Source organism: Streptomyces sp. 4N509B (assembly GCF_052245655.1).
Taxonomy (GTDB): domain Bacteria; phylum Actinomycetota; class Actinomycetes; order Streptomycetales; family Streptomycetaceae; genus Streptomyces.
Map to the genome: position 1 here is coordinate 1 of NZ_JBQQBZ010000015.1, position 26553 is coordinate 26553.

The 26553-nt window shown below is 73.4% G+C and carries 29 protein-coding genes, 3 tRNA genes and 1 pseudogene; 27 read left to right on the forward strand and 6 right to left on the reverse strand.

Annotated features, from left to right (window positions below):
- The 7 genes and pseudogenes from ACTWP5_RS15790 to ACTWP5_RS15820 all read left to right on the forward strand — a co-directional run.
- Positions 1 to 146 (forward strand): annotated as a pseudogene (locus ACTWP5_RS15790) (ATP-binding protein); the annotation flags it as partial.
- A 223-nt stretch (positions 147 to 369) separates the two neighbouring features.
- Positions 370 to 1128, forward strand: a complete 759-nt coding sequence (locus tag ACTWP5_RS15795) for a fumarylacetoacetate hydrolase family protein (RefSeq protein WP_443221583.1) — start codon at positions 370 to 372, stop codon at positions 1126 to 1128.
- The gene (gene gltX / locus ACTWP5_RS15800; RefSeq protein ID WP_443221584.1) at positions 1125 to 2624 is read left to right on the forward strand and encodes a glutamate--tRNA ligase; all 1500 of its coding nucleotides are present in this window, start codon (positions 1125 to 1127) and stop codon (positions 2622 to 2624) included. Before ACTWP5_RS15795 ends, gltX begins: the two co-directional genes overlap by 4 nt.
- Positions 2625 to 2911: 287 nt before the next feature.
- Positions 2912 to 3325 (forward strand): cupin domain-containing protein, encoded by a 414-nt coding sequence (locus ACTWP5_RS15805; protein ID WP_443221585.1) that lies wholly within the window; start codon positions 2912 to 2914, stop codon positions 3323 to 3325.
- Between the two features lie 156 nt (positions 3326 to 3481).
- Positions 3482 to 3553 (forward strand) — tRNA-Gln (locus tag ACTWP5_RS15810).
- A gap of 38 nt (positions 3554 to 3591) precedes the next feature.
- Positions 3592 to 3664 (forward strand) — tRNA-Glu (locus ACTWP5_RS15815).
- Between the two features lies 1 nt (position 3665).
- A tRNA-Glu gene (locus ACTWP5_RS15820) sits at positions 3666 to 3738 on the forward strand.
- A gap of 130 nt (positions 3739 to 3868) precedes the next feature.
- Here the strand turns inward: ACTWP5_RS15820 and ACTWP5_RS15825 are convergent.
- Positions 3869 to 4597, reverse strand: coding sequence for an IclR family transcriptional regulator (locus ACTWP5_RS15825; protein WP_443221586.1), 729 nt, complete (start codon positions 4595 to 4597; stop codon positions 3869 to 3871).
- 172 nt (positions 4598 to 4769) lie between these two features.
- Here ACTWP5_RS15825 and leuC point away from each other — a divergent pair, with 172 nt between their 5' ends.
- From leuC to ACTWP5_RS15850, 5 genes are all read left to right on the forward strand, one after another.
- Positions 4770 to 6194, forward strand: a complete 1425-nt coding sequence (gene leuC / locus ACTWP5_RS15830) for a 3-isopropylmalate dehydratase large subunit (RefSeq protein WP_443221587.1) — start codon at positions 4770 to 4772, stop codon at positions 6192 to 6194.
- A 6-nt stretch (positions 6195 to 6200) separates the two neighbouring features.
- Complete coding sequence (leuD, locus tag ACTWP5_RS15835; protein WP_443221588.1) at positions 6201 to 6794, forward strand: 3-isopropylmalate dehydratase small subunit; 594 nt, start codon at positions 6201 to 6203, stop codon at positions 6792 to 6794.
- 113 nt (positions 6795 to 6907) lie between these two features.
- Complete coding sequence (locus tag ACTWP5_RS15840) at positions 6908 to 7174, forward strand: hypothetical protein (RefSeq protein WP_443221589.1); 267 nt, start codon at positions 6908 to 6910, stop codon at positions 7172 to 7174.
- A 129-nt stretch (positions 7175 to 7303) separates the two neighbouring features.
- Positions 7304 to 7876 carry an HU family DNA-binding protein gene (locus ACTWP5_RS15845; protein WP_443221590.1) on the forward strand — a complete coding sequence of 191 codons (573 nt, stop codon included), beginning with the start codon at positions 7304 to 7306 and terminating at the stop codon, positions 7874 to 7876.
- Positions 7877 to 8099: 223 nt separating this feature from the next.
- Positions 8100 to 8303 (forward strand): hypothetical protein, encoded by a 204-nt coding sequence (locus ACTWP5_RS15850; protein ID WP_443221591.1) that lies wholly within the window; start codon positions 8100 to 8102, stop codon positions 8301 to 8303.
- On the opposite strand, the gene cofC is transcribed toward ACTWP5_RS15850, so the two are convergent.
- Complete coding sequence (cofC, locus tag ACTWP5_RS15855) at positions 8279 to 8932, reverse strand: 2-phospho-L-lactate guanylyltransferase (RefSeq protein WP_443221592.1); 654 nt, start codon at positions 8930 to 8932, stop codon at positions 8279 to 8281. The genes ACTWP5_RS15850 and cofC overlap by 25 nt on opposite strands.
- A 171-nt stretch (positions 8933 to 9103) precedes the next feature.
- Here cofC and ACTWP5_RS15860 point away from each other — a divergent pair, with 171 nt between their 5' ends.
- The 3 genes from ACTWP5_RS15860 to ACTWP5_RS15870 all read left to right on the forward strand — a co-directional run bounded on the left by ACTWP5_RS15860 (position 9104) and on the right by ACTWP5_RS15870 (position 12166).
- Positions 9104 to 9871 carry a lysophospholipid acyltransferase family protein gene (locus tag ACTWP5_RS15860; protein ID WP_443221593.1) on the forward strand — a complete coding sequence of 256 codons (768 nt, stop codon included), beginning with the start codon at positions 9104 to 9106 and terminating at the stop codon, positions 9869 to 9871.
- Positions 9868 to 10869, forward strand: a complete 1002-nt coding sequence (locus ACTWP5_RS15865; protein WP_443221594.1) for an NAD(P)H-dependent glycerol-3-phosphate dehydrogenase — start codon at positions 9868 to 9870, stop codon at positions 10867 to 10869. Before ACTWP5_RS15860 ends, ACTWP5_RS15865 begins: the two co-directional genes overlap by 4 nt.
- Positions 10870 to 11023: 154 nt before the next feature.
- Positions 11024 to 12166 carry a D-alanine--D-alanine ligase family protein gene (locus tag ACTWP5_RS15870; RefSeq protein WP_443221595.1) on the forward strand — a complete coding sequence of 381 codons (1143 nt, stop codon included), beginning with the start codon at positions 11024 to 11026 and terminating at the stop codon, positions 12164 to 12166.
- Positions 12167 to 12242: 76 nt separating this feature from the next.
- On the opposite strand, the gene ACTWP5_RS15875 is transcribed toward ACTWP5_RS15870, so the two are convergent.
- A complete protein-coding gene (locus tag ACTWP5_RS15875; RefSeq protein WP_443221596.1) occupies positions 12243 to 12755 on the reverse strand; it encodes a DUF3515 domain-containing protein in 513 nt (170 codons plus the stop codon).
- A 20-nt stretch (positions 12756 to 12775) separates the two neighbouring features.
- Complete coding sequence (locus tag ACTWP5_RS15880) at positions 12776 to 13009, reverse strand: Lrp/AsnC family transcriptional regulator (RefSeq protein ID WP_443221597.1); 234 nt, start codon at positions 13007 to 13009, stop codon at positions 12776 to 12778.
- Between the two features lie 131 nt (positions 13010 to 13140).
- Between ACTWP5_RS15880 and ACTWP5_RS15885 the strand changes: the two genes are divergently transcribed.
- Positions 13141 to 14145, forward strand: a complete 1005-nt coding sequence (locus ACTWP5_RS15885) for a thiamine-phosphate kinase (protein WP_443221598.1) — start codon at positions 13141 to 13143, stop codon at positions 14143 to 14145.
- Between the two features lie 89 nt (positions 14146 to 14234).
- On the forward strand, positions 14235 to 15095 hold the full coding sequence (gene thiD, locus ACTWP5_RS15890; protein ID WP_443221599.1) for a bifunctional hydroxymethylpyrimidine kinase/phosphomethylpyrimidine kinase: 861 nt from the start codon (positions 14235 to 14237) through the stop codon (positions 15093 to 15095).
- A gap of 129 nt (positions 15096 to 15224) precedes the next feature.
- Here the strand turns inward: thiD and rpmB are convergent, their stop codons facing one another.
- On the reverse strand, positions 15225 to 15410 hold the full coding sequence (rpmB, locus tag ACTWP5_RS15895) for a 50S ribosomal protein L28 (protein ID WP_443221600.1): 186 nt from the start codon (positions 15408 to 15410) through the stop codon (positions 15225 to 15227).
- Between the two features lie 198 nt (positions 15411 to 15608).
- Here rpmB and ACTWP5_RS15900 point away from each other — a divergent pair, with 198 nt between their 5' ends.
- The 10 genes from ACTWP5_RS15900 to mutM all read left to right on the forward strand — a co-directional run bounded on the left by ACTWP5_RS15900 (position 15609) and on the right by mutM (position 25598).
- Complete coding sequence (locus ACTWP5_RS15900) at positions 15609 to 17357, forward strand: DAK2 domain-containing protein (RefSeq protein ID WP_443221601.1); 1749 nt, start codon at positions 15609 to 15611, stop codon at positions 17355 to 17357.
- A 116-nt stretch (positions 17358 to 17473) separates the two neighbouring features.
- Complete coding sequence (gene recG / locus ACTWP5_RS15905; RefSeq protein ID WP_443221693.1) at positions 17474 to 19717, forward strand: ATP-dependent DNA helicase RecG; 2244 nt, start codon at positions 17474 to 17476, stop codon at positions 19715 to 19717.
- A gap of 282 nt (positions 19718 to 19999) precedes the next feature.
- Positions 20000 to 20473 carry a DUF6227 family protein gene (locus tag ACTWP5_RS15910; RefSeq protein WP_443221602.1) on the forward strand — a complete coding sequence of 158 codons (474 nt, stop codon included), beginning with the start codon at positions 20000 to 20002 and terminating at the stop codon, positions 20471 to 20473.
- 91 nt (positions 20474 to 20564) lie between these two features.
- The gene (gene rsmD, locus ACTWP5_RS15915; protein WP_443221603.1) at positions 20565 to 21131 is read left to right on the forward strand and encodes a 16S rRNA (guanine(966)-N(2))-methyltransferase RsmD; all 567 of its coding nucleotides are present in this window, start codon (positions 20565 to 20567) and stop codon (positions 21129 to 21131) included.
- A 26-nt stretch (positions 21132 to 21157) separates the two neighbouring features.
- Positions 21158 to 21640, forward strand: a complete 483-nt coding sequence (gene coaD, locus ACTWP5_RS15920) for a pantetheine-phosphate adenylyltransferase (protein ID WP_443221694.1) — start codon at positions 21158 to 21160, stop codon at positions 21638 to 21640.
- 97 nt (positions 21641 to 21737) lie between these two features.
- The gene (locus ACTWP5_RS15925; RefSeq protein WP_443221695.1) at positions 21738 to 22865 is read left to right on the forward strand and encodes a cell division initiation protein; all 1128 of its coding nucleotides are present in this window, start codon (positions 21738 to 21740) and stop codon (positions 22863 to 22865) included.
- A 221-nt stretch (positions 22866 to 23086) separates the two neighbouring features.
- Positions 23087 to 23692: a YceD family protein gene (locus ACTWP5_RS15930; protein WP_443221604.1), complete on the forward strand. Its 606-nt coding sequence runs from the start codon at positions 23087 to 23089 to the stop codon at positions 23690 to 23692.
- 2 nt (positions 23693 to 23694) lie between these two features.
- The gene (rpmF, locus tag ACTWP5_RS15935) at positions 23695 to 23868 is read left to right on the forward strand and encodes a 50S ribosomal protein L32 (protein WP_443221605.1); all 174 of its coding nucleotides are present in this window, start codon (positions 23695 to 23697) and stop codon (positions 23866 to 23868) included.
- Positions 23869 to 23887: 19 nt separating this feature from the next.
- Complete coding sequence (gene rnc, locus ACTWP5_RS15940) at positions 23888 to 24721, forward strand: ribonuclease III (protein WP_443221606.1); 834 nt, start codon at positions 23888 to 23890, stop codon at positions 24719 to 24721.
- The gene (gene mutM / locus ACTWP5_RS15945; protein ID WP_443221607.1) at positions 24714 to 25598 is read left to right on the forward strand and encodes a bifunctional DNA-formamidopyrimidine glycosylase/DNA-(apurinic or apyrimidinic site) lyase; all 885 of its coding nucleotides are present in this window, start codon (positions 24714 to 24716) and stop codon (positions 25596 to 25598) included. The genes rnc and mutM overlap by 8 nt, the downstream gene beginning before the upstream one ends.
- 57 nt (positions 25599 to 25655) lie before the next feature.
- On the opposite strand, the gene ACTWP5_RS15950 is transcribed toward mutM, so the two are convergent.
- The gene (locus ACTWP5_RS15950) at positions 25656 to 26495 is read right to left on the reverse strand and encodes a CAP domain-containing protein (RefSeq protein WP_443221608.1); all 840 of its coding nucleotides are present in this window, start codon (positions 26493 to 26495) and stop codon (positions 25656 to 25658) included.
- Positions 26496 to 26553 lie beyond the last annotated feature (58 nt).

Sequence of the window (26553 nt, forward strand, 5' to 3'; positions counted from 1 at the left end):
AGCCGTATTCTCCGGAGGAGGTGCGGGAGGCGTTGCAGATCGGTCCTGACGCGCCGATCATCACGACGGACGCGCGGGCGCGGGGTGAGGCGAAGTCCACGTTGATCACCCTCGTCGAACACGCGCTCATGGCCCGCCTCCGCTGACCACGCGCGGTTTGGGGGGCGGCTTCGACCGCCGGCCGACCGCGCGGTCCCCAGGGCCGTCCCGTCATCCCCGACGTGCTCGTGACGCCTGCGACTTCCCCGGTTTCGTTGTCGCCCCCGGCCAGCCTGCAAGGCTGACTCCCTCCTCCGCCTTGCAATCGAAGCCTCGTGACGCCGCTCCCTGACCCACGGGGGATGCCGGGACGGCCCTTAGACTGACCCCGTGCGTATCGCCAGATTCTCCATCGACGGCACCGTCGGCTTCGGCGTGGTCGAGGGCGACGAGCTGGACATCGTCCGCGGTCACCCCTTCGCCGGCGTCGAGCGGTCCGGCCGGCGCGTCCCGCTCGACAAGGTCCGTCTGCTGCCGCCCGTCCTGCCGAGCAAGGTCGTCGCCGTCGGCCGGAACTACGCCGACCACGCCCGCGAGCTGGGCAACGCCGTCCCCGAGGCCCCCCTCACCTTCCTCAAGCCCTCCACGGCGGTCGTCGGCCCCGACGCGCCCGTGCCGTACCCCGGCTTCACCTCGGACATCCACCACGAGGCCGAGCTCGCCGTCGTCATCGGCCGGCTGTGTCGCGAGGTGCCCGCCGAGCGGGCGCACGAGGTCATCCTCGGGTACACCTGCGCCAACGACCTCACCGCCCGCGACGTGCAGCAGCGCGAGAGCCAGTGGGCCAGGGCCAAGGGCTTCGACGCCTCCTGTCCCCTCGGCCCCTGGATCGAGACCGAGGTCGACCCGGCGGACCTGGCGATCATGTGCACCGTCAACGGCGAGCAGCGTCAGCTCGGGCGCACCAGCGAGATGATCCACTCCGTCGCGGACCTGATCGTCCACATCTCCCAGGCCATGACCCTGCTGCCGCAGGACGTCATCCTCACGGGCACCCCGGCCGGCGTCGGGCCCCTGCACGTCGGCGACGAGGTCGCTGTCACCATCGAAGGCATCGGCACCCTCACCAACAAGGTCGTAAAGAGTTGACCACCACACCTGTCCGCGTTCGCTTCTGCCCCTCCCCGACCGGCAACCCCCACGTCGGCCTGGTCCGCACCGCCCTGTTCAACTGGGCGTTCGCGCGCCACCACGGCGGCACCTACGTCTTCCGCATCGAGGACACCGACCTGGCGCGCAGCACCGAGGAGTCCTACCAGGCGCTGCTGGAGGTGATGCGCTGGCTCGGCCTCGACTGGGACGAGGGCCCCGAGGTCGGCGGCCCCCACGGCCCCTACCGGCAGTCCGAGCGCATGGACGTCTACCGGGAGATCGCGGCGAAGCTCCTGGACGCCGGCCACGCGTACCACTGCTACTGCTCGCAGGGCGAGCTCGCCGCCCGCCGCGAGGCGGCCCGCGGGGCCGGCCGTCCCTCCGGGTACGACGGCAGGTGCCGCACCCTGACCGCCCAGGAGGTCGCGGCCTACCAGGCGGAGGGCCGCAGCCCCATCCTCCGCTTCCGGATGCCCGACGCTCCGATCACCTTCACCGACCTGGTCCGCGGTGAGCTCACCTTCACCCCGGAGAACGTCCCGGACTACGGCATCGTCCGTGCCAACGGCGACCCCCTCTACACGCTCGTCAACCCCGTGGACGACGCCCTGATGGAGATCACCCACGTCCTGCGCGGCGAGGACCTGCTCTCCTCCACCCCCCGCCAGATCGCGCTGTACCGGGCGATGGCCGAGGTCGGCGTCGTCCGCGACCACGTCCCCCACTTCGGCCACCTGCCGTACGTGCTGGGGGAGGGCACCAAGAAGCTCTCCAAGCGCGACCCCGAGTCCTCCCTGAACCTCTACCGCGAGCGCGGCTTCCTGCCCGCGGGACTGCTGAACTATCTCGCGCTGCTGGGCTGGTCGATCGCCGAGGACCGCGACATCTTCACCCTGGAGGAGATGGTCGCCGCGTTCGACATCGCCGCGGTCAACGCGAACCCGGCCCGCTTCGACCTGAAGAAGTGCGAGGCGGTCAACGCCGTCCACATCCGCGAGCACCTGTCGGCCGAGGACTTCGTCGCCGCCTGCGAGCCGTGGCTGCGCGCCCCGCACGCCCCGTGGAAGCCCGAGGCCTTCGACCCGGCCGCCTTCGCCGCCCTCGCGCCGCTGGCGCAGACCCGCGTGACCGTGCTCTCCGACATCGCCGACAACGTCGACTTCCTCTTCCTCGACGAGCCGGTCCACGACGAGAAGTCCTGGAGCAAGGCGATGAAGCCCGGCGCGGCCGAGGTCCTCGCCGCCATCCGCGCGGCGCTGACCGAGCTCGACGCGTGGACGGCCGAGCGGCTGAAGGAGGCCGTACAGGCGGCGGGGGAGGCCCACGGCCTCAAGCTCGGCAAGGCCCAGGCGCCGCTCCGCGTCGCCGTCACGGGCCGCACGGTCGGCCTGCCGCTCTTCGAGTCCCTGGAGGTGCTGGGCCGCCCCCGCACCCTGGAGCGCGTCGACGCGGCCCTGGGGCGCCTGGCCGAGGCCGCCGGCACGTCCGCGTAACGACCGCCGCGCGCCCGGCGCCTGCCGTCCCGGGGTCGCCACGACGCCGCCGCCACGCGCTGCCCGCGCCTCTTCACACCGGCCCGTGCGACTGCCGGTGGCTGCCCCGGTGGGGTGGGATGGACCGGTGCCCGGAGCCCGCCCGCGGGAGGCGTGCGGGCGGGAGTTCGGGCCGACATCCGGGGCGAGGAGGCGGTGCGCTGATGAACGACCCCAGTGGTCGCGCAGGCGGCGAGTGCGTGGTCGTGCGAGGCGGGGAGCGCGGGGGGAGACGGGGAGGCGGGTTCGTGGCCGGGGTGTCGGCCCAGTCGGCCGGTGCCCGCCACCTCCGCCTCCACCACCTGCGCTTCCCGCCCGGCACGCGGGGGCGGCCGCACGTCCACGCGGGCCACGAGTCGGCGATCTTCGTCGCCTCGGGGGACGTCGACGTCTGGCACGGCGTCGAGCTCTCCCGGCGCGTGACGGTGAGCGGCGGCGACTACGTCTACATCCCTCCCGACACCCCACACCTTCCCGTCAACGTCGGCGCCTCGGACGCCGTCGTCGTGGTGGCCCGCACCGATCCGGAGGAGACGGAGGAGTCGGTGTTCCTCGTCGAGATGCCGCGGCGGCTGGTCGAGGAGATCGGCGCGCTCCCGGTCGCCGGGACGGGCGTGCCCTCGCGTCCGCCGGGGCCGCCGGGGGCGGGCGCCGCGGGGTGAGGCCCGTGGCGGCTTCCGTCCAGGAAGCCCGGCGTCCGGGAAGCCCGGGAGGCCCGGGAACCGTTTTGGCCCAGCGAACGTGATCGGTGTAGTGTTCTGTCTGTCGCCAGCAAGCGACCGCCACAGCAAAACCCCCGCCATGGGGTTGCGTTTTGGTGGGGTATGGTGTAATTGGCAGCACGACTGATTCTGGTTCAGTTAGTCTAGGTTCGAGTCCTGGTACCCCAGCGATTCCGCTCGACCGCCTCGCGGTCGGGTGTGATCAAGCCCCCGTTGTGTAGCGGCCTAGCACGCTGCCCTCTCAAGGCAGTAGCGCCGGTTCGAATCCGGTCGGGGGTACGGCCCCGTTGTGTAGCGGCCTAGCACGCTGCCCTCTCAAGGCAGTAGCGCCGGTTCGAATCCGGTCGGGGCTACGTTGTTCGATCATCTCTCCCTCTGCCCGTGGCATCCGCCGCGGGCAGAGGTTTTTTCGTCACGGCGGCCCGGACGGGGGACGCCCGGACCGCCGTGACGCTCCGCGTTCAATCGGTCGCCGTCGGGCGGTCAGCCGCCCCGCTTGAGTGCCTCGGTGAGCCGGGCGGCGGCGTCGAGGAGGGCCTGGGCGTGCATCCGCCCCGGGTGGCGGGTCAGCCGCTCGATCGGTCCGGAGACCGACACCGCGGCCACCACGCGGTTGGACGGCCCGCGGACCGGCGCCGAGACCGAGGCCACTCCCGGCTCCCGTTCGCCCACCGACTGCGCCCAGCCGCGTCGGCGCACGCCGGAGAGGGCGGTCGCGGTGAAACGAGCCCCCTGGAGGCCGTGGTGGAGCCGCTCGGGCTCCTCCCAGGCGAGCAGGATCTGGGCGGCCGAGCCCGCCTTCATCGGGAGGGTGGAGCCGACGGGCACGGTGTCGCGCAGGCCGGAGAGGCGTTCGGCCGCGGCCACGCAGATGCGCATGTCGCCCTGGCGGCGGTAGAGCTGGGCGCTCTCGCCCGTCACGTCGCGCAGCTGGGTCAGCACGGGGCCGGCCGCGGCCAGCAGGCGGTCCTCGCCCGCCGCGGCGGCGAGCTCGGCCAGCCGGGGCCCGAGGACGAAGCGGCCCTGCATGTCGCGGGCCAGCAGTCGGTGGTACTCGAGGGCCACCGCCATGCGGTGTGCGGTGGGCCGGGCAAGCCCCGTCGCCGCGACCAGCCCCGCCAGGGTGGCCGGCCCGGACTCCAGCGCTCCCAGCACCAGGGCAGCCTTGTCGAGTACGCCCACGCCACTGGAGTCGCCACGAGAGTTGTCCATGCAACGATACTCGCGTCTCACAGTGTGAAACGCAAGTTCAATTTCCCGCCGAAGGGGCCAGGCTATGTCTCCCGGTCTCCATCCGGTGCGCGGGGAACGGATGGCGGCCGCGACACGGCAAGGCCCACAGACATCAGACCAGCACGGCTCAGACTGGCCGGAGGGGAACGCGATGGGACGGACACTGGCGGAGAAGGTGTGGGACGACCACGTCGTCCGACGGGCGGAGGGCGAGCCCGACCTGCTCTACATCGACCTCCACCTCGTTCACGAGGTGACCAGCCCGCAGGCCTTCGACGGCCTGCGCAAGAGCGGGCGCACGGTCCGGCGCACCGATCTCACGATCGCCACCGAGGACCACAACACCCCCACGCTCGACATCGACAAACCGATCGCCGACCCGGTCTCCCGCACCCAACTGGAGACCCTGCGGCGCAACTGCGCCGAGTTCGGCGTACGGCTGCACTCCCTCGGAGACGACGAGCAGGGCGTGGTGCACGTCGTGGGCCCCCAGCTCGGGCTGACCCAGCCCGGGATGACGGTGGTCTGCGGCGACAGCCACACCTCCACGCACGGCGCCTTCGGCGCGCTCGCGTTCGGCATCGGCACCAGCCAGGTCGAGCACGTGCTCGCCACCCAGACGCTGCCCATGGCGCCGTTTCGGACCATGGCCGTCAGCGTCGAGGGAGAGCTGCCCGAGGGCGTCACGGCCAAGGACCTGATCCTCGCGATCATCGCGCGGATCGGCACCGGCGGCGGCCAGGGGTACGTCATCGAGTACCGGGGTGAGGCCATCGAGAAGCTCTCGATGGAGGCCCGGATGACCATCTGCAACATGTCGATCGAGGCGGGCGCCCGCGCCGGGATGATCGCGCCCGACGAGACCACCTTCGCCTACCTCAGGGGACGCGACCACGCTCCCGCCGGCGCCGACTGGGACGCCGCCGTCGCGTACTGGCGCACGCTGCGGACCGACGAGGACGCGGTCTTCGACCACGAGGTCGTGATCGACGCCGCCACGCTGTCGCCCTTCGTCACCTGGGGAACCAACCCGGGGCAGGGCCTGCCGCTGTCGGAGGCGGTGCCGAGCCCGGGCGACTTCGCCGACCCCGTCGACCGGCTGGCCGCGGAGAAGGCGCTGGAGTACATGGGGCTGACCGCCGGCACGCGACTGCGCGACATCACGATCGACACCGTCTTCGTCGGCTCCTGCACCAACGGCCGGATCGAGGACCTGCGCTCGGCGGCGGCCGTGCTGGAGGGGCGGCAGGTCGCCGACGGGGTGCGGATGCTCGTCGTGCCCGGCTCGGTCCGGGTGGCCCTCCAGGCGATCGAGGAGGGGCTGGACAAGGTGTTCACCGCCGCGGGCGCGGAGTGGCGGCACGCCGGCTGTTCGATGTGTCTGGGCATGAACCCCGACCAGCTCTCGCCGGGGGAGCGCTGCGCCTCCACCTCCAACCGCAACTTCGAGGGGCGGCAGGGCAAGGGAGGCCGCACCCACCTGGTCTCTCCGCAGGTCGCGGCCGCCACCGCGGTCCTCGGCCACCTCGCGTCCCCGGCCGACCTGGCCGACGCCCCCGTTCTCGTGGAGGTCTGACAAGCCATGGAAGCGTTCACCACCCACACCGGCCGCGCCGTGCCGCTGCGTCGCAGCAACGTCGACACCGACCAGATCATCCCGGCGCACTGGTTGAAGAAGGTCACCAGGGACGGCTTCGAGGACGGGCTGTTCGAGGCCTGGCGCAAGGACCCGGAGTTCGTCCTCAACCAGCCGGAGCGGCAGGGTGCCACCGTGCTGGTCGCCGGCCCCGACTTCGGCACGGGCTCCTCGCGCGAGCACGCCGTCTGGGCGCTGCAGAACTACGGCTTCAAGGCGGTCCTCTCCTCGCGGTACGCGGACATCTTCCGGGGCAACTCGCTGAAGAACGGGCTGCTGACCGTCGTGCTGCCGCAGGAGACGGTGGAGCGGCTGTGGGAGCTGACCGAGGCCGATCCGGCCGTGGAGATCACCGTCGACCTGGTGGACCGCGTCGTCAGGGCCCCGGGGATCGAGGCCGGATTCGAGCTCGACGAGAACGCCCGCTGGCGGCTGCTGGAGGGCCTGGACGACATCAGCATCACGCTGCGGAACGAGGACACGATCACCGCCTTCGAGGCGCGCCGTCCGTCCTACAAGCCCCGCACGCAGGCGGCCTGACGCCGTCTCAGCACGCCCCCTGGTTCACTCCCGAGCGCCCGTGTCGCCCACGCGACACGGGCGTTGGGGGGCTTAGAGGTCGATACCCGGTCCAAGGTGGCACAATCGGCCGCATGGAACGCGACGGTCAACTCGAACTCTACGACCGCGTCGCCGCAGGACTGAAGGACGCTCACCGCGCGGTGCGCGAGCTGGAAGTGCCGGAGGACGTACGGCGCGCCCTCGCGCGGAGGCTGCTGGCGATCACCTCGGTCGCCAAGCAGGACCTGCCGAGTGCCGCCCGCCGTCTGGAGCGGCTGATGGAGGACGTTGAGGCGGGGCGGCTGCCGTCGGAGTCGTCGCCGGGTTCTCCCGGTGACGCGCGCGACGGGGCTCCGTGATGGTCGACTTCGTTGCGACACAAGGGTGATTCGCCCGTTTCACGTTTGATTTGCGGAATATATCTGCCTAACGTGCGAAAAAGCGCGAACACAATGTGTTCCTGCTAGCCTCCGAAGGGGAAAAGAGACGTGAACAAGGCACAACTCGTGGAAGCGATCGCCGACAAGCTCGGCGGCCGCCAGCAGGCCGCGGACGCGGTCGACGTCGTGCTCGACGCCATGATCAGGGCGGTCGTCGCTGGTGAGCGGGTCTCGGTGACCGGCTTCGGCTCGTTCGAGAAGGTCGAACGTCCCGCCAGGTACGCCCGCAATCCGCAGACCGGCGAGCGGGTCCGGGTCAAGAAGACCTCCGTGCCCCGCTTCCGTGCTGGTCAGGGCTTCAAGGACCTCGTGGCGGGGACCAAGAAGCTCCCCAAGAACGACGTCGCCGTCAAGAAGGCCCCCAAGGGCAGCCTGACCGGCGGCGCCGCGACCAAGAAGGCGGCGGCCAAGAAGGCGACCGCGAAGAAGGCCACCACGGCCAAGAAGGCCACCACCGCCAAGAAGGCGCCGGCCAAGAAGGCCACGGCGAAGAAGACCACCGCCAAGAAGACGCCGGCCAAGAAGGCGCCCGCCCGGAAGGCCACCGCCAAGAAGGCGCCCGCCAAGCGCGCCACCGCACGCACCACCACGGCCAGGAAAGCCGCCAGCCGCCGGAAGTGACGGCCGCACCCCCGTCGGCCGCCACGTGGGCCGGACTCCGTCGAGGAGTCCGGCCCGCGGCCGTGTCCGAGCCCTTCGGCGGCGCCCCGTCCCGCCTCCCGGTCCCGTTCTCCGCCACGGCCGTCGGCCCGGCTTCCGGCCCTGTCTGATGGAGGTCACCAGCCCGGGCCGCGACGGTTTCCCGGCCGCCGCCACCCGGCGCGTGGTGCGTTAGGCTCCCCGCATGCAGGCCACGGCGTACACCTTCGATCCCGCGACGCGCACCGGCAGCGTCCTGCTGGACGACGGCACCCCGATGGACTTCGGCGCGAGCGCCTTCGACGCCGGTGGCCTGCGGCTGCTGCGCCCGGGGCAGCGCGTCCGCATCGAGGTCAGCGGCGAGGGCGAGAGCCGACGCATCACCTACGTGACGTTGCAGACGTTCTGAAGCGTGGCCGTCCTCGGGCCCACGCCGAGCGCGAGCGCCGCCCGCAGGTCCTCCCCGGTGTCCACGTCGCGCCGCACGCTGTCGACGCCCGCCAGGTCCAGTTCGACCGCTCCCGAGTCGCGGTGACGCGCCCGCGAGGCGCCGCCGAACGCCGGGTTCAGCGCCACCCCGGGCGAGGCGGCCAGCACGGTGGTGCCGACTCCCGCCGCGTCCGCCAGGAAGCTGCGGGCGTGGCCGCCGGCCGCCGCGAGCACCCGGCCCAACTCGGCGGGCCGCAGGGCCGGCAGGTCGGCGTTGAGCGTCGCCACCGCCGCCCCCGGCGCGCCACGCCGTATCGTCGCCGCGCCGTGGGCCAACGCGGGGTTCAGCCCGCGGCCGGGCGCGTCCGGCACGACACGCGCCCCCAGCCCTGCCAGACGGCTCCCCGCCACCGGGTCGTCGGTGACCACGACCACGCTCCCCACCGCCTCGCACGCCAGCGCCGCGGCCACGGTGTCCTCCGCGAAGGCGAGGGCGAGGGAGGGACGCGCGGCGTCCCCCGCGGCGACGGCCAGCCGGCTCTTGGCCAGCCACAGCGGCTTGAGCGGGACGACCAGCGCCCACCCGGACTCGAGAACCGTCTCAGACACCGCCTCATTCTCCCCGACGACCCCACGCGCCACGCATTAGGGTGCAAAGGGTCCGTTGCGACCGAGGGGCGAACCGCTGGACAGCCCAACAACCCGGGGTGACACTTGTGCGGCCGTCCGCGGTGACCGGCCGGAACATGGCCGACGGAGTGCAAGAGGAGATGGTGACGAGTGTCCCGCCCCAGAATCGGCTTCTGGTACCGACTGGCCGCAACCGTGCTGAAGCCTCCACTCGTGCTCCTCTTCAGGCGTGACTGGAGGGGAGCGGACAACATTCCCGCCACGGGCGGATTCATCACGGTGGTGAACCACAACTCCTACCTCGACCCGATCTCCTACGCCCACTTCCAGTACAACACCAGGCGCGTCCCCCGTTTCCTGGCCAAGGAGGGGCTCTTCAGGACCGGGGTCGTCGGCACCGTCATGCGCGGCACGGGCCAGATCCCCGTCCTGCGGGAGTCCTCCGACGCCGCCGGCGCCTTCCGCGCCGCGGTCGACGCCGTGAACCGGGGCGAGTGCGTCGTCTTCTACCCCGAGGGCACGCTCACCCGCGATCCCGACCTGTGGCCGATGGAGGGCAAGACCGGAGCGGCGCGCGTCGCGCTGCTCACGGGTGCACCGGTGATCCCGATCGCCCAGTGGGGTGCCCACGAGGCGATGCCGCCCTATGCCAGGACAAAAAGGTTCCGCCTCTTTCCCCGCAAGACCCTGGTCGTGGTGGCGGGGGAGCCCGTCGACCTCAGCGCGTACCAGAATGTGGAGATCACCGCCGAGGTGCTCCGTGAGGTCACCGACCTGATCATGGACGCCGTCACGGCGCTGCTCGCGGAGATCCGGGGCGAGCAGCCACCCGCCCAGCGGTACGTTCACCGTAAGCCGCTTCAGGAGCGCGCCGTACGGCCCGCTCCCACCCACCCCGAGGAGGAGATCGCCGAGTGACACGCGTCGCCGTCTACGGCAACGGCTCATGGGGGACCGCCTTCGCCATGGTCCTGGCCGACGCGGGCTGCACGGTGGCCCTCTGGGGCCGCCGCCCCGAGCTCGCCACGGTCATCAACGACACCCGCACCAACCCGGACTACCTGCCCGGAGTGTCCCTCCCGGCCGGTGTCCGCGCCACGGCCGACCCCGCCGAGGCCGCTGACGGCGCCGAGTTCACCGTGCTCGTCGTCCCCTCCCAGACCCTCCGCGACAACCTCTCCCGCTGGGCGGGGCTGCTGCCCGCCGACACCGTTCTCGTCTCGCTGATGAAGGGCGTAGAGCTCGGCACCGCCAAGCGGATGAGCGAGGTCATCGCGGACGTCACCGGCGCGGGACCGGAGCGGATCGCCGTCCTGTCGGGGCCGAACCTCGCCCGCGAGATCGCCGAGCGGCAGCCGGCGGCCACCGTCGCCGCCTGCCGCGACGAGTCCGTGGCACGGCGCCTCCAGGCGGCCTGCCACACCCCGTACTTCCGCCCGTACACCAACACCGACGTGGTGGGCTGCGAGCTCGGCGGCGCGGTGAAGAACGTCATCGCGCTCGCCGTGGGCATCGCCGACGGCATGGGGCTGGGGGACAACGCCAAGGCCTCGCTCATCACCCGCGGCCTCGCCGAGACCACCCGGCTCGGCATCGCGATGGGCGCCGACGCCCACACCTTCGCCGGCCTCGCGGGCATGGGCGACCTCGTCGCCACCTGCTCCTCGCCCCTCAGCCGCAACAACACCTTCGGCACCAACCTCGGCCGGGGCATGACGCTGGAGGAGACCATCGCGGTCACCCGCCAGACCGCGGAGGGCGTCAAGTCCTGCCAGTCCGTGCTGCAACTCGCCCGCCGGCACGGGGTCGACATGCCGCTCACGGAGACCGTGGTGGGGATCGTGCACCACGGCACGCCGCCGCTGGTCGCGTTGAAGGAGCTGATGTCCCGCTCCGCCAAGGCCGAGCAGGGCTGAGCGCGAACGCTCCGCCCACGGCGAACGGCCGGGGGCGAACGGTCGGGACGAAAGCGGGGGACGAAGGCGGGGACGAACGCGGGGGACACGGACAAACGGGTCGGCGCGCACAACGCTGCCGTCCCGGCCCACCGCCGGGTAGCCTCATGGGGTTATGAGCAGCGAGTCCACACCCCAGCGTCCCAAGCCGCGCGTCGCCGTCGTCTTCGGCGGACGCAGCTCAGAGCACGGCATCTCGGTCGTCACCGCCGGCGCGGTGTTGCGCGCCATCGACCGCGGCCGCTACGACGTGCTGCCCATCGGCATCACCACGGACGGCCGTTGGGCGCTGACCGCCGACGACCCCGAGCGGATGGCCATCGCGGAGCGCAGCCTGCCCAGCGTGGAGCAGGTCGCCGAGCCGGGCACCGGCGGCGTCGTGCTGCCCCTGGACCCCGGCCGACGCGAGCTGGTCTACGCCGAGCCCGGCGAGGTGCCGAAGGAGCTCGGCGAGGTCGACGTCGTCTTCCCCGTGCTCCACGGCCCCTACGGCGAGGACGGCACCCTCCAGGGCCTGCTGGAGCTCGCGGGGGTCCCGTACGTCGGCGCCGGCGTGCTGTCCTCCGCGATCGGCATGGACAAGGAGTACATGAAGCGGGTCTTCACCTCCTTCGGCCTGCCCGTCGGGCCGTACCTCGTGATCCGCCCCCGCGAGTGGCAGGCGGACCCCACGGCGGCGCGGGCGCGGATCATGGACTTCGCCGCCGAACACGGCTGGCCGCTCTTCGTCAAGCCCTCCCGCGCCGGGTCCTCCATCGGAATCACCCGCGTCACTGGCCCCGAAGGCATCGAGGAGGCCCTGGCCACCGCCCGGCACCACGACCCGAAGGTCCTGGTCGAGGCGCAGGTGAGCGGGCGCGAGATCGAGTGCGGCGTGCTGGAGTTCCCCGACGGCCCGCGCGCCAGCCTGCCCGCGGAGATCCTCTCCACCGACAGCCACGACTTCTACGACTTCGAGGCGAAGTACATCGACTCCGCCGAGGGCGTCGTCCCCGCCGAGCTGACCGAGGAGCAGACGGCGCGCGTGCGTCAGCTGGCGGTTCGCGCCTTCGACGCCGCCTCCTGCGAGGGCCTGGTGCGTGCCGACTTCTTCCTGTGCGAGGACGGCTCGTTCGTCATCAACGAGATCAACACCATGCCCGGCTTCACCCCGATCTCGATGTTCCCCCGCATGTGGCAGGCCACCGGCGTGAGCTATCCCGAGATCGTGGACCTCCTGATCCAGGCGGCCCTCAGCCGTTCCACGGGCCTGCGCTGAGGACGGGCCGCGCGTCGGGCGGCACGCGGCCCGTCAGCCGCGCGGGCCCCTCCGGTCGCGTCGACCGGGTCACGGGTCAGCTGGGCGGCAGGTACAGCGGGTCCAGCGGCACGTGCTCGTCGACCGGCTCCGTCAGCTCCGTCAGCACCGCCGGCTCGGGCGCGTGGTCGTCGGGCACGGTGACCTCCACGAAGACCGCGCGGTCCGTCGTCGTGAAACGGACCTCGCCCTCCCCGGCCTCCAGCAGCCAGGGAACGCCGTTGACGTCCACGGTGTCCGCCTTCGGGTTGTAGGTCTCGCTGCCCGGCGTCAGCACCGCCGGCCGGTCCACCCCGCAGCGCAGCACGATGGCCGGATCGCCCCACACGGCGGCGTAGGGTGTCTCCTGGTCCAGCGTGCCGCGCTCCTGCTCCGCCAGCCGCTCGGGCAGCGCCCGCGACAGCTGTCGGCAGGCCCGCGCCGCCTCGCCGTCGGGGGAGGGCACCGCCACCTCCGGCGTGTCACCGCCCGAGGTGCACCCCGCGAGGACGACGAGGGCGAGCGCGGCGGTGGGCAGAACGGGCAGGGCACGGCGCACGGTGGCGATCACCCGGCGAGCATACTGGGGTGTTACAGATGAACGACCGGGCAGGTCAGCGTTCGTGTGATACCGGGCACGCGCTGCACCTCGGCCACGACCAGGCGGCCGAGCTCGTCGACCGAACCGGCCTCCGCCCGCACGATCACGTCGTAGGGGCCCGTGACATCCTCGGCCTGGATCACCCCAGGAATCTTGGAGATCACGTCAGCCACGGTCGACGCCTTGCCCACCTCGGTCTGGATCAGGATGTACGCCTGCACCACGGGTCCTCCACAGCGGCTACGAGGAACGGGGGCGCTACCGTAGCGCGTCATGACCTGCGCGGGGAGACTACGACCGGCATTCGAGGCGGCGCGTGGCATGACGAGGCATCACGAGGCATGAGGAGAGCTGCGTGAAGGGCAGTGTGGGCGAGCTCGGGGAGTTCGGGCTGATCCGGGAGCTGACGTCCCGGATCACAAGCGCCCCCGCCGTGCGACTTGGTCCGGGTGACGACGCCGCGGTGGTGGCCGCCCCGGATCGTCGGGTGGTCGCCACCACCGACGTCCTGGTGGAGGGACGCCACTTCCGTCGCGACTGGTCCACCGCCTACGACGTCGGCCGCAAGGCCGCCGCCCAGAACCTCGCCGACATCGCGGCGATGGGCGCCGTGCCCACGGCCGTGCTCCTCGGCCTCGCGGTCCCGGCCGAACTCCCCGCCACCTGGCCCATCGAGCTCATGGACGGCATCCGCGACGAGTCGGAGGCGGCGGGCGCCGGGGTCGCGGGCGGTGACGTGGTGCGCGGCGAGTCCGTCACGGTCTCCATCACGGCCCTCGGCGACCTGCGGGGCCGCGAGCCGGTGACCCGGTCGGGCGCCAGGACGGGCGACATCGTGGCCGTCACCGGCTGGCTCGGCTGGTCGGCCGCCGGGTTCGCCGTCCTCTCCCGCGGCTTCCGCTCGCCGCGGGCCTTCGTCGAGGCCCACCGCCGGCCCGAGCCGCCGTACGCCGCGGGGCCCGCGGGCGCGGCGCTCGGCGCCACGGCGATGACCGACGTGAGCGACGGGCTCGTCGCCGACCTCGGACACATCGCGCGGGCCAGCAAGGTCCGCATCGACATCCGGTCGGCGGCACTCGACGTGCCGGCCCAGATGTCCGACATCGGGCAGGCCGTCGGCGTGGACCCGCTGCACTGGGTGCTGACCGGTGGCGAGGACCACGCCATCGTCGCCACGTTCCCGCCCGAGACCAAGCTGCCCGCCCGGTGGCGCGTCATCGGCGAGGTCCTGCCCACGCGGCTGCGCGGCGGTCCCGGCGGCCCGGCGGCGCTGCCGCGGGTGACCGTCGACGGCGCCGTGTGGGACAAGGCGGGCGGCTGGGAGCACTTCGCCGCGCCGGAGGGCGGCGACCGGCGGTGACCCGCCCGCGGCGGTGACCGGCGGGGGACGGTGACCAGCGGACGGACCGGCCGGCGGTGGCGTCGCCGTCGGCGCTACCGTCCTGAGTCATGCACGCAGCCACGCGGCCGCCCACCGGGCCGCTCCCCCGCGTCCTGACGATCGCCGGATCCGACTCGGGCGGCGGGGCGGGCATCCAGGCCGACCTGAAGACCATGCTGGCCCTCCGCACCCACGGCATGAGCGTGGTCACCGCGATCACGGCCCAGAACTCCCTGGGGGTACAGGGCGTCTGGGAACTGCCCACCGAGGCCGTGGACCAGCAGTTCCGCAGCGTCGTCGGCGACATCGGGGTCCAGGCGGTGAAGACCGGCATGTTGGCCAGCGCCGAGCTCGTCGAGACCGTCGCGGCGCTGCTGGGCGGCGCCCCGGGAACGGGCGGGGCGCCGGTCGTGGTCGACCCGGTGGGGGTCTCCAAGCACGGCGACCCGCTGCTCGCCGCCGACGCGCTCGACGCGGTGCGCGAGCGGCTGCTGCCCACCGCGACGGTGACCACGCCCAACCTGGCGGAGGTCGCCCAGCTGACCGGCGTCCGGGTGGAGACCGAGGCCGACATGCGCACGGCCGCCGCCGCGATCCTGGCGTTCGGCACCCGCTGGGCGTTGGTCAAGGGCGGTCACCTGCCGGGCGACCAGGCCACCGACCTCCTCACCGACGGCGACGAGGAGCACTGGCTGCGCGCGCCGCGCGTGGTCAACCGGCACACCCACGGCACGGGCTGCACGCTCGCCGCGGCGATCGCGAGCCACCTCGCGCGCGGGAGTTCGGTGCCCGAGGCGGTGGTCGCGGCCAAGGACTACGTCACGGGTGCCATCAGGGCCGGCTTCCCGCTGGGCGGCGGCATCGGACCGGTCCACCACGGTTACCGGATACCCGCGCACCCGACGGACACGGACACGGGCACGGCGTAGGCCGGGCCAGCACGGCTCGGACACGGCCGGGTCCGCGCGAACGCGCGAGGCCGGCCCGTCGTGGGGTTCACGACGGGCCGGCCTCGTGTGTGCGTGAAGAGCTGGGTGAGCTGACGAGGTCAGCGCGGATCAGCGCGGAACCTTGTCCGCCTTGATGCACGAGGTGCAGACGTAGAGGCGCTTCGGCGTCCCGTTGACCACGGCCCTGACCCGCTGGATGTTGGGGTTCCAACGACGCGGGGTGCGGCGGTGCGAGTGGGAGATGCGGTTGCCGAAGCCCGGCCCCTTGCCGCAGAGATCGCAGTTGGCAGCCACGGGTTACTCCAAAGACAGACCACGGAAGACAGATAACAAAAGACAGAATGTCGCTATCAAGCAACCGGGGAAGCATACCCCGGGCCCTCCTGGCCGGTGAAATCCTGGTCGGCGGCACCGCCCGGACCGGCAGGGCCTAGGGTCACCTGGGGACCCGGCTTCGCCGGTCTGGTGTCGGGAAGCTGAGGAGGTCGTCACGTGCCGCAACCGCTTGACGCCACGGCGGTCCGGCGGTGGTGCGCGATCGCGCTGCACTCGCTGGGGCAGGCCAGGGAGGGCATCGACGCGATCAACGTCTACCCCGTCGCGGACGGGGACACCGGCACCAACCTCTACCTCACGGTCGAGTCCGCCGCCCAGGCCGTGGCGGCGGCCGAGGCCGCCAACCCCACGTTGACCGACGCGGTCCGCACCATGGCCCACGGCGCGCTGATCGGCGCCCACGGCAACTCGGGCACCATCCTCGCCCAGCTGCTGCGCGGCATGGCGGAGGCACTCGCCGCGGGCCCCGAGCCGGCGGACGCCGAGGCCCTGTCCGCGGCGCTCGCGCGGGCGGCACGGTCGGCGTACGAGGCGGTGGCCCACCCGGTGGAGGGCACCATGCTCACCGTGGCCCGAGCCGCGGCGGACGCCGCCGGAGCAGCCGGAGCCGACGGAGCCGACGGAGCCGCGTCGGCGGGGCCGGCGGCGGGCACGGCCCGGGTCGCCGCGGCGGCGTGCGCGGGGGCCCGGCGGGCCCTGGCCGCGACCCCGGGGCAGCTGGCGGTGCTCGCGGAGGCCGACGTGGTCGACGCCGGGGGCAGCGGCCTGGTGACGGTGCTGGAGGCGCTGGACGCGGCCCTGTCCGGGCGGGCCCCGGACACCGCCCTCCACCACGGCCTGGGCCACCAGACGGCCGCCGGGCGAGGCGGCGGCGCGGCCGTCGTCCGTCGCCAGGAGCGCGAGACCCGGCGCCACCAGGCGGGCGCCGGGCAGCACGAGGAGGACCGGGGGTGTGAGGGGACCGACGGCGGGCCAGAGGGGCACGGCGACCACCTCGGGCACGGTGGCTACGAGGTGATCTACCTGCTCGACGCGCCCGACGCCGCCGTCGGGCCGCTGCGCGAACGACTCGACGCCCTGGGCGACTCCCTGGTGGTCGTCGGCGGCGACGGGCTGTGGCACGTCCACCTGCACACCGGCGAACCGGGACCCGCCGTCGAGGCGGGCCTGGAGGCCGGCCGCCCCCACCGGATCCGCATCAGCTGGCTGGCCGCCGGCCACCCGTCGCCCGAGCGTCCCGGGCCGGCGCGCCGCGCCGTCCTCGCGGTCACACCCGGCGACGGCCTGGCCCAGCTGTGCCGCGAGGTCGGCGCCGAGGCGGTGGTCACGCGCCCGGAGGAGCCGCCGGGCAGCGGGGAGCTGGCCGCCGTGATCCACCGCGCCCACGCCCGCGAGGTCGTCGTGCTCCCCAACGACGAGGCCCTGTGGCACGCCGCCGCGGCCGCCGCGGAACAGGCCCGCGCCGCGGGCACCCGGGTCGCCGTGATCCCCACCCGCTCCCCGGTGCAGGGCCTCGCCGCGCTCGCCGTCCACGCCCCCGAGCGCCGCTTCGACGAGGACGTCGTCGCGATGACCGCGGCGGCGGGAGCCACGCGCTTCGGCGAGGTCGCCGTCGCCGACCGGGAGGCGTGGACGATGGCCGGCGTCTGCCAGGCCGGGGACGTCCTCGGGCTCGTCGAGGGCGACGTGGCGGTCATCGGCGACGACGTCGCGGAGGTCGCCGGGCAGGTGCTGGAGAGGATGCTGTCCGCCGGCGGCGAGCTCGTCACGCTGGTGCTCGGCGCGCAGGCGCCCACCGGCCTCGCCGACCGCCTGCGGGAGCAGGTCCGCCGGGGCCACCTCGGGGTGGACACCGAGGTCTGCGACGGCCGGCAGGGCGTGCCGCTGCTCATCGGCGTCGAATGACCGCGCCGAACGCCACGGCGCGTGAGCGCTGACGCCGACTGTCGGTGCCGTGGTGTGCAATAGGCACCGTGACCGCCCCACACCTGTCCCCGCCCCCGCCCGAGAAGCAGGAGCTCATGGGCCAGCCGCTCGGCCGCGTGGTCGGCGGCACGACCGCGAAGGTCATGGCCGAGCAGCTCGGCCTCCACACGGTCGGTGACCTCCTGCACCACTACCCACGGCGGTACGCCGAGCGCGGCGAGCTCACGCGCCTCGCCGAGCTGCCGCTGGACGAGCACGTCACCGTCGTCGCCGAGGTCGCCGACGCCCGCCTGCTGACGTTCAACCGCGGCAAGGGCCAGCGCCTGGAGGTCACCCTCACCGACGGCAGCGGACGGCTGCGCCTGGTCTTCTTCGGCCGCACGGCCCAGCACCACCGGCGGGAGCTGGTGCCCGGCCGGCGTGGCATGTTCGCGGGCAAGGTGTCGGTCTTCCGCCGCCAGCTCCAGCTCGCGCACCCGGCGTACCAGCTGCTGACGGGCACGGGCACCGACGACGGCGGGGGAGCGGGAGGCGAGGGCGGGGAGGGCGACGACGCGGCGGCGGTCGCCGAGTTCGCCGGCCGCCCGATCCCGCTGTACCCGGCCTGCCGCCAGCTGGAGTCCTGGCGGATCGCCAAGGCCGTGCGCGTGGTGCTCGACCGCATGGACGCCGAGTCCTGGTCGGGCCTGGTCGATCCGCTCCCGGGGCGGCTGCGCGCCGAGCGCGCGCTGATCCCGCTGCCCGAGGCGTTCCACAGGATCCACCAGCCGCGGGCGCAGACCGACGTCGCCGCCGCCAGGGCACGCCTGAAGTGGGACGAGGCGTTCGTCCTCCAGACCGCCCTGGCCCGCCGTCGTCACGCCGCCTCCCAGCTGCCGGCCGTGCCCCGCCACCCGGCCGAGGACGGGCTGCTGAGCGCCTTCGACGCGCGGCTGCCGTTCGAGCTGACGGGCGGTCAGCGGCGGGTCAGCCAGGAGATCCTCGCCGACATGGCGGGCGAGCACCCGATGCACCGGCTGCTCCAGGGCGAGGTCGGCAGCGGCAAGACGCTGGTCGCGCTGCGGGCCATGCTCGCCGTCGTCGACTCCGGCGGCCAGGCGGCGCTCCTGGCGCCCACGGAGGTGTTGGCCCAGCAGCACCACCGCTCCGTCACGGAGATGATGGGGGAGCTTGCCGAGGGCGGCATGCTCGGCGGCTCGGAACGCGGCACGCGGGTCGTGCTGCTGACGGGCTCGATGGGCGCGCCGGCACGGCGACGGGTCCTGCTGGACGCGGCCACGGGCGAGGCGGGGATCGTCATCGGCACCCACGCCCTGATCGAGGAGACGGTCCGCTTCCACGACCTCGGGCTCGTCGTCGTCGACGAGCAGCACCGTTTCGGCGTCGAGCAGCGGGACGCGTTGCGTGCCAAGGGGGAGCGGCCGCCGCACCTGCTGGTGATGACCGCCACCCCCATTCCGCGCACCGTCGCCATGACCGTCTTCGGGGACCTGGAGACCTCCGTGCTCGACGAACTGCCCGCCGGCCGTTCACCGATCGCCAGCCACGTGGTGCCGGCGGCCGACAAGCCGCACTTCCTCGCCCGCGCCTGGCAGCGGGTGCGTGAGGAGGTCGAGGCCGGCCACCAGGCGTACGTCGTCTGTCCCCGCATCGGAGACGAGTCGGAGCCCGGCGCCGGAGCGGGAGGCGGCGACGGCGACGGCGGCGGCGGCGGCGGCGAGGAGCGTCCGCCCCTGTCGGTGACCGACGTCGCCGCGGAGCTCGCGGCCGGCCCGCTCGCCGGGCTGCGCGTCGCGGTGCTGCACGGCAGGATGACGCCGGAGGCCAAGGACGAGGTCATGCGCGAGGTCGTCGCCGGAGGCGTCGACGTGCTCGTGGCCACCACCGTCATCGAGGTCGGGGTCAACGTCCCGAACGCCACGGTCATGGTGATCATGGACGCCGACCGGTTCGGCGTCTCCCAGCTGCACCAGCTGCGGGGCCGCGTCGGCCGTGGCGCGGCGCCCGGCCTGTGCCTGCTGGTCACCGAGGCGCCCGAGGCCAGCGCCGCCCGTGCCCGGCTGGACGCCGTGGCCGGCACGCTCGACGGCTTCGAGCTCTCCCGCATCGACCTCGAACAGCGGCGCGAGGGGGACGTGCTGGGCCAGGCACAGTCCGGCGGGCGCAGCAGCCTGCGCATGCTCACGGTCGTCGCCGACGAGGAGATCATCGCCGAGGCCCGCGCGGAGGCCACGGCGCTGGTCGCACGCGACCCCGGGCTGGAGGCCCATCCCGCGCTGCGCACGGCGCTCGACGCGCTGCTCGACGCCGAGCGTGAGGAGTACCTCGACAAGGGCTGAGGGCTTCCACGGACGGGGACGCACCCGTCGGTTCGCCCGGACCAGCGGCCCGCCTCCTCCTGACGGCCCGTCCGGTCTCCGCGTCGTCACGGCGTGACGGCCCTGTGCCGGCGCCTCCCCCCGGCGTCGGGCCCGGCGCGCGGCGAGGCGGACCGGAGCCCGTCCGGCGGGCGCGGCCGGATTGGCTCCCTTGGCTCGTCCCGAACGCTCCCCTAACCGCCCCCGGAGGACTACGGTGTCTCCCGGGTCGGTCGAGGGCGTCGCGCCGGGGAGGTTTCCGCCATGAGTGAGCAGCCAGGCGAAGGGCCCGAGAGGGCCGTCCCCTCCGTGGAGGAGCTGGAGTTACTGTTCGCCGGCGGTGTGGCGGAGCGACGACGCGGCGGCCCGGTCGGCAGCGGCAGGTGGCCCGGCGGCCGGCCGGAGTACCCGGGGGTGGACGCCTGGGAGCACGCACGCCGGCTCCTGCGCCGTTCGGTCAACCCCGACCGTCCCGGCGAGGAGACGCTGCGACGCCTCGCCGAGGCCACGGCGTACGACATCGAGCGGCTCCCGGAGCCCTCGGGGCCCCTCGGCTGCGGCGGCTGGTGCGCGATCTACGAGCACGCCTTCCTGCTCCGCGACGGCAGCGAGACCTGCCTGTACGAGGTGGAGCACGACCTCACTCCCGGTGGCCACCTGGTCAGCGAGGTCTACGCCGACGAGATCGCCGCAGGCCACGCCGCCCGGTTCCACACCCACGCGTTGGGAGGGACCTGACCCATCGCGCCGCACGGCGACCGTATAGCGTGGTCATCAGCCACACCGTGGTAACCGACGGCTGACGTAGAGAGCGCTACGAGGACCCTGCATGACGCGCGTGATCGCCGGCACCGCCGGCGGGCGGCGGCTGGCCGTGCCGCCCGGCAGCGGCACCCGGCCGACCTCCGACCGGGCGCGGGAGGGGTTGTTCTCCACGTGGGCGGCGCTGCACGGCCCGCTCGCGGGAGCACGCGTCCTCGACCTCTACAGCGGTTCGGGCGCCGTCGGGCTCGAAGCCCTCTCGCGGGGCGCGGCCCACGCGCTCCTGGCCGAGTCGGACCCCCGGGCGGTGCGCACCATCCGGGAGAACGTCCGGGCTCTCGGACTGCCCGGCGCGGAGCCCCGCGCCGCCAGGGCCGAGCAGCTCGTCACCACACCGCCCCCCGGCGACCCCTACGACCTGGTCTTCCTCGACCCGCCCTACGCCCTCGGCGACGACAGCCTGCGCCAGATCCTCACCACCCTCCGCTCCTCGGGCTGGCTCGCGGCCGACGCGCTCGTCGCCGTCGAACGGAGCACGCGGGGCGGCACGTTCCTGTGGCCCGACGGCTTCACCGCGCTGCGAGCCCGTCGGTACGGCGAGGGGACCCTGTGGCACGGCCGGGTCGCCGCATGACCGACCGCAAGACCAAGGAGACCCCCTTGCGCCGCGCCGTCTGCCCGGGATCGTTCGATCCCGTCACCAATGGCCACCTCGACATCGTCACCCGCGCCGCCAGGCTCTACGACCAGGTCCACGTCGCCGTGATGGTGAACAAGTCCAAGCAGGGACTGTTCACCATCGAGGAACGCGTCGCGCTGATCGAGGAGTCCCTCCAGGACTACGACAACGTCACGGTCGAGGTCTTCCACGGCCTGCTGGTGGACTACTGCAAGCAGCGCGACATTCCCGCCATCGTCAAGGGCCTGCGCGCGGTCAGCGACTTCGACTACGAGCTCCAGATGGCGCAGATGAACAACGGGCTCTCGGGCGTCGAGACCCTCTTCATCCCCACCAACCCCGTCTACAGCTTCCTCTCCTCCAGCCTGGTCAGGGAGGTGGCCGCGTGGGGAGGCGACGTCTCCCACCTGGTCCCCGAGCACGTGCTGCGGGCCCTCTCGGCCAAGCTCAGGCGCGACGCCTGAGCGGTAGCGCGCCCGCCACCACGTCGGCGAAGACCGGCGGACGGGGCCACACGAGGGCCGCGTTGGCCGTACAGTCGCTTCCGTGGACGCACATTCCGTGGACGTACAGCAGAAGCTCGACGAGATCGTCGCGGCGGTCCAGGCCGCCAAGGGCATGCCCATGTCGGCCTCCTGCGTGATCAACAGGAGCGAGCTGCTCGCCCGCCTCGAAGAGGTGCGCCAGGCGCTGCCGGGCTCGCTCGCGCAGGCCCAGGAGGTGCTCGGCGACCGGGCGCAGGTCGTCGCCGAGGCCGAGGCGGAGGCCCGGCGCATCGTCGAGGCGGCCCACGCCGAGCGCGGCTCCCTCGTCGACGCCACCGCCGTCGCCCGGCAGGCGCAGGAGGAGGCCTCCCGCATCCTCGGGGAGGCCCGCCGCGAGGCCACCGAGGTGAAGGCCGAGGCCGACGACTACGTGGACAGCAAGCTCGCCAACTTCGAGGTGGTCCTCGGGAAGACCATCGGCTCGGTGGACCGCGGCCGCGAGAAGCTGCTCGGCCCGGACCGGGGCGACCCGCAGGAGCTGCTGCAGCGCGCCGACGCCTACGTGGACGCCCAGTTCTCCGCGATCGAGGCGGTGCTGCGCAAGACCCTGGAGGCCGTCGGCCGCGGCCGGCAGAAGCTCACCGGGTACCGTCCCGCCGACGAGCTCGCCGAGCACGTCGCCGCCCAGGAGCAGGCCGAGCAGGAGGCCGGCGGCGCTCCCGCCGCCGCGGGGTACTTCGAGTCCGGCGCGGCCGAGCAGGACACCTACAGCTACCTCGGCGTGCCGCAGCCCCGGACCGAGCCCGCCGCCGACGGATACCAGACCGCCGACGACCCGTACGCCGGCCAGCACCAGCCCGTGGGGGCGGCCGGCTCGTACCCGTCGCAGGAGGGCTACGCGTACGACACCGGGAGCTACGGCCAGGACCCCTACGCCCAGCAGCAGGACGCGTACGGCCAGCGCCAGGACGCCTACGGGCAGCGGCAGGACGCGTACGCCCAGCAGCAGGACCCCTACGGCCAGGCCGCGGCCTACGGATACGACCAGCAGCAGACGGGCTACGCCTCGTCGTCCTCCGCGCCCCCGTCGCCGCAGCTCCCGCAGCTGCCACCGGGCCCCGGCGTGCTCGACGAGACGAGCCTGTTCGACACCGGCATGCTTGACGCCGAGCAGCTCCGCCGCTACGAGCAGGGACACCACTGACCCCACCGCCACGCTCCGTAGCCGCGACCACCGCCGTGACCAGGCCCGATTGGGCCGGCGGCGACCCGTGAAGTATGCTGACACTTCGGTCGCGGCATGGTGATGGGTCGCGGCTGACCGCCCGGCCCCTCTTCGAGGGGCCGTCTCGTGCGGGTCCATGCGGCCATCGTGGAGAAAGCGACAAAGCCCTGAACGCCCCCCTTGACCACCGAGCCCCGCTCGTGTTCGACACGCGCGACCTGGGGCGGCGGCCGGGTGCGCTCAAGCGGGTCTCCCGTACCGTCGTGGCCCCTCCCGACCTCGGCAACGAGGTCATCGGCGTGCCGGAGGGCGGCAAGCTCGACGTGGAGCTGCGCATGGAGTCGGTGATCGAGGGCGTCCTCGTCACCGGCACGGTGCGGGCGCCGCTGACAGGCGAGTGCGTCCGGTGCCTGGAGCCCCTGACCGACGAGGTCGAGGCCGACTTCCAGGAGATGTTCAGCTACCCCGACGCCGACGCCTTCGGCGGCGTCGCCCCCTCCGCGGAGGACGGGGAGGAAGGCGAGGGCGCGGAGTACCTCCTGCAGGGCGACCTGTTCGACCTGGAGCCCGTGCTGCGGGACGCGATCGTGCTGTCGCTGCCGTTGCAGCCGGTCTGCCAGGAGGACTGCCCCGGCCTGTGCCCCGAGTGCGGCGCACGGCTGGCCGGGGACCCCGACCATCACCACGACGAGGTCGTCGACATCCGCTGGGCCGGGCTTCAGGAGCTGGCCGTGGACATGCGCCGACAAGAGCACCAAGAAGACAAGCCTCCCCGCACGCGCGGGGACGATCCACAGGAGAGGTAGCCGTGGCCGTTCCGAAGCGGAAGATGTCGCGCAGCAACACCCGCCACCGCCGGTCGCAGTGGAAGGCCCAGGTTCCGCAGCTCGTCCGTTGCGAGCGCTGCCAGGAGCCCAGGCTGCAGCACACCGCCTGCGCCAACTGCGGCACGTACCGGCGGCGCCAGGTCCTCGAGGTCTGATCGGCGGGTGACAGGCTTCATGGCAAACGCCAGGAGGTCCCAACCCCAGGCGTCGGCGGACACAGCCTCGTCCCTCGCGACTCTGGAAGGGCGGCTCGGCTACGAGCTCGAGACCGCCCTTCTGGTGCGCGCACTGACCCACCGCAGCTACGCCTACGAGAACGGCGGCCTGCCCACCAACGAGCGGCTGGAGTTCCTCGGCGACTCGGTGCTGGGCCTGGTCGTCACCGACACGCTCTACCGTCGGCACCCCGACCTGGCCGAGGGCCAGCTCGCGAAGCTCCGCGCCGCCGTGGTCAACGCCCGGGCGTTGGCCGAGGTCGCGCGCGGGCTCGACCTCGGGTCCTTCGTCCGGCTCGGCCGGGGCGAGGAGGGCACGGGAGGACGGGACAAGGCGTCGATCCTCGCCGACACCCTCGAAGCCGTGATCGGCGCGGTCTACCTCGACCGCGGCCTCGACGCGGCGGACGAAATGGTGCACCGGCTCTTCGACCCGGTGATCGAGCGCTCCGCGAGCCTCGGCGCCGGCCTGGACTGGAAGACCAGCCTCCAGGAGCTGACGGCCGCCGAGAGCCTCGGCGTGCCCGAGTACGTGATCACCGAGACCGGACCCGACCACGAGAAGACCTTCACCGCTGCCGCCCGTGTCAGTGGCGAGACCTACGGCACCGGCACAGGCCGCAGCAAGAAGGAGGCGGAGCAGCAGGCCGCCGAGACCGCGTGGCGCGCCATCCGCGCCTCGCTGGACGCGGAACGCGCCGCGGAGCGCGCCGCCGACGGCGCGCTGGACGGCGCGCCGGGCGCGGACCCGGCCCGGCACGAGGAGCCCGACGGCAGGTCCTCCCTTGCCTGAGCTGCCCGAGGTCGAGGTCGTCCGACGCGGCCTGGAGCGGTGGATCGGCGGGCGCACCATCGTGGCGGCCCAGGTGCTGCACCCGCGCGCCGTCCGCCGTCACGTGGCCGGCCCCGAGGACTTCGCGGCCCGGCTGGCGCGGCGGCGCGTGGCGGCCGTGCTGCGGCGCGGCAAGTACCTGTGGCTGCCCCTGGAGGACGGCGACGGCGACGCGGGCGGCGGCACGTCCTCGTACGCGCTGCTGGCGCACCTCGGGATGAGCGGCCAGCTGCTGGTGCAGCCGGGCCACGCCCTCGACGAGAAGCACCTGCGGGTGCGGATCGGCTTCACCGACGCCACCGCCGGCGAGCTGCGCTTCGTGGACCAACGGACCTTCGGCGGCCTCTCGGTCCACCCGGTCACCGACGACGGGCTGCCCGAGGTCATCGCCCACATCGCCCGCGACCCGCTGGACCCGGCCTTCGACGCCGACGTCCTGCACGCCGCGCTCCGCCGGCGCGGCACCACGATCAAGCGGGCGCTGCTGGACCAGTCGCTCGTCAGCGGGGTCGGCAACATCTACGCCGACGAGGCGCTGTGGCGCTCCCGTCTGCACTACGACCGGCCCACGGCGACCCTGAGCCGCCCCCGCACCGCCGAACTGCTCGGCCACGTCCGCGACGTCCTCACCGAGGCGCTCGCCCAGGGCGGCACCAGCTTCGACAGCCTCTACGTGAACGTCAACGGCGAGTCCGGGTACTTCGACCGCTCGCTCAACGTCTACGGCCGGGAGGGGCGGCCCTGTCGCCGGTGCGCCACCCCGATCCGGCGTCGGCCGTGGACGAACCGTTCGAGCTACTTCTGTCCGCGCTGCCAGCGCCCCCCACGGCCGCTCTGAGCGGTCCGCGTGGGCGCCGGGCGCGGGAGTCGAAGCCCGCGGGAGGCCCGAGGCCCGTCAGAAGCCGAAGTCCTGCGTCCACCACGGGCCGCCCTCGCCCAGGTGCACACCTATGCCGATGGTGCGGAAGTCGCAGTTGAGGATGTTGGCCCGGTGTCCGTCGCTGTTCATCCAGGCGTCCATGACGGCCTGGGCGTCGGCCTGGCCGCGGGCGATGTTCTCCCCGCCGAGGTAGTCGACGCCGGCCGCCAGCGCGCGGTCCCACGGCGTCAGGCCGTCGGGGTCGCCGTGCGAGAAGTATCCGCGCTCGGCCATGTCCCGGCTGTGCTCGCCGGCGAGCAGCGCCAGGTCCTCGTCGAGCACCAGCGGGTCGCATCCGACCTCGGCGCGGGCCTCGTTGACGAGCGTCAGCACCGCCTCGACCGCGAGCACGTCGGGTGCCTCGTCGGGGCTCGGCTCCTCCTCGGTCGGTGACGGGCTCGACGGCTCAGGATCCGGTTCGGGCTCCGGCTCGGGCTCCTCGGTACTCTGCGAGGGCTCGGGGTCCGGCTCGGGGGTCCTGGTGCTCGGGTCCGCGCTCGGCTCCTGGCTCGGCTCCGCCGACTCCCGCGCGGTCTCCCCGCCGCCCGCCTCGCTCTGGTCCTCGCCGCCCTCGGTGGGCTCGGTGGTCTCCTCGACGGGGCCGCCCTCGGTGCCGCCGGCCGTCTCCGTGGCGCCACCGTCCGGCTCCAGCGTCCGGGACGGACTGGAGAGGTCGTACGGCGGCAGGGAGCGGTCGCTCGGGTCCTGGGCGCGGACGTCGGAGGAGTCGCCCGCGAGACGGTCCGCGACGCCCGGCATCAGGGTGGCGCCGACGGCGACGGCACCCACGGTCAGCGCCGCCGAGGCACCCAACACTCCGGTGCGCGGCTCGCGGGGCCGGCGGTGCGCCCCTCGCGATCGGCTGTCTCCGCGG

Coding starts and splice junctions, on each gene's coding strand:
- ACTWP5_RS15825 (WP_443221586.1), bottom strand. CDS start 4,597: ATGGACAACTCTCGTGGCGACTCCAGTGGCGTGGGCGTACTCGACAAG.
- leuC (WP_443221587.1), top strand. CDS start 4,770: ATGGGACGGACACTGGCGGAGAAGGTGTGGGACGACCACGTCGTCCGA.
- leuD (WP_443221588.1), top strand. CDS start 6,201: ATGGAAGCGTTCACCACCCACACCGGCCGCGCCGTGCCGCTGCGTCGC.
- ACTWP5_RS15840 (WP_443221589.1), top strand. CDS start 6,908: ATGGAACGCGACGGTCAACTCGAACTCTACGACCGCGTCGCCGCAGGA.
- ACTWP5_RS15850 (WP_443221591.1), top strand. CDS start 8,100: ATGCAGGCCACGGCGTACACCTTCGATCCCGCGACGCGCACCGGCAGC.
- ACTWP5_RS15870 (WP_443221595.1), top strand. CDS start 11,024: ATGAGCAGCGAGTCCACACCCCAGCGTCCCAAGCCGCGCGTCGCCGTC.
- thiD (WP_443221599.1), top strand. CDS start 14,235: ATGCACGCAGCCACGCGGCCGCCCACCGGGCCGCTCCCCCGCGTCCTG.
- recG (WP_443221693.1), top strand. CDS start 17,474: ATGGGCCAGCCGCTCGGCCGCGTGGTCGGCGGCACGACCGCGAAGGTC.
- ACTWP5_RS15910 (WP_443221602.1), top strand. CDS start 20,000: ATGAGTGAGCAGCCAGGCGAAGGGCCCGAGAGGGCCGTCCCCTCCGTG.
- rsmD (WP_443221603.1), top strand. CDS start 20,565: ATGACGCGCGTGATCGCCGGCACCGCCGGCGGGCGGCGGCTGGCCGTG.
- rnc (WP_443221606.1), top strand. CDS start 23,888: ATGGCAAACGCCAGGAGGTCCCAACCCCAGGCGTCGGCGGACACAGCC.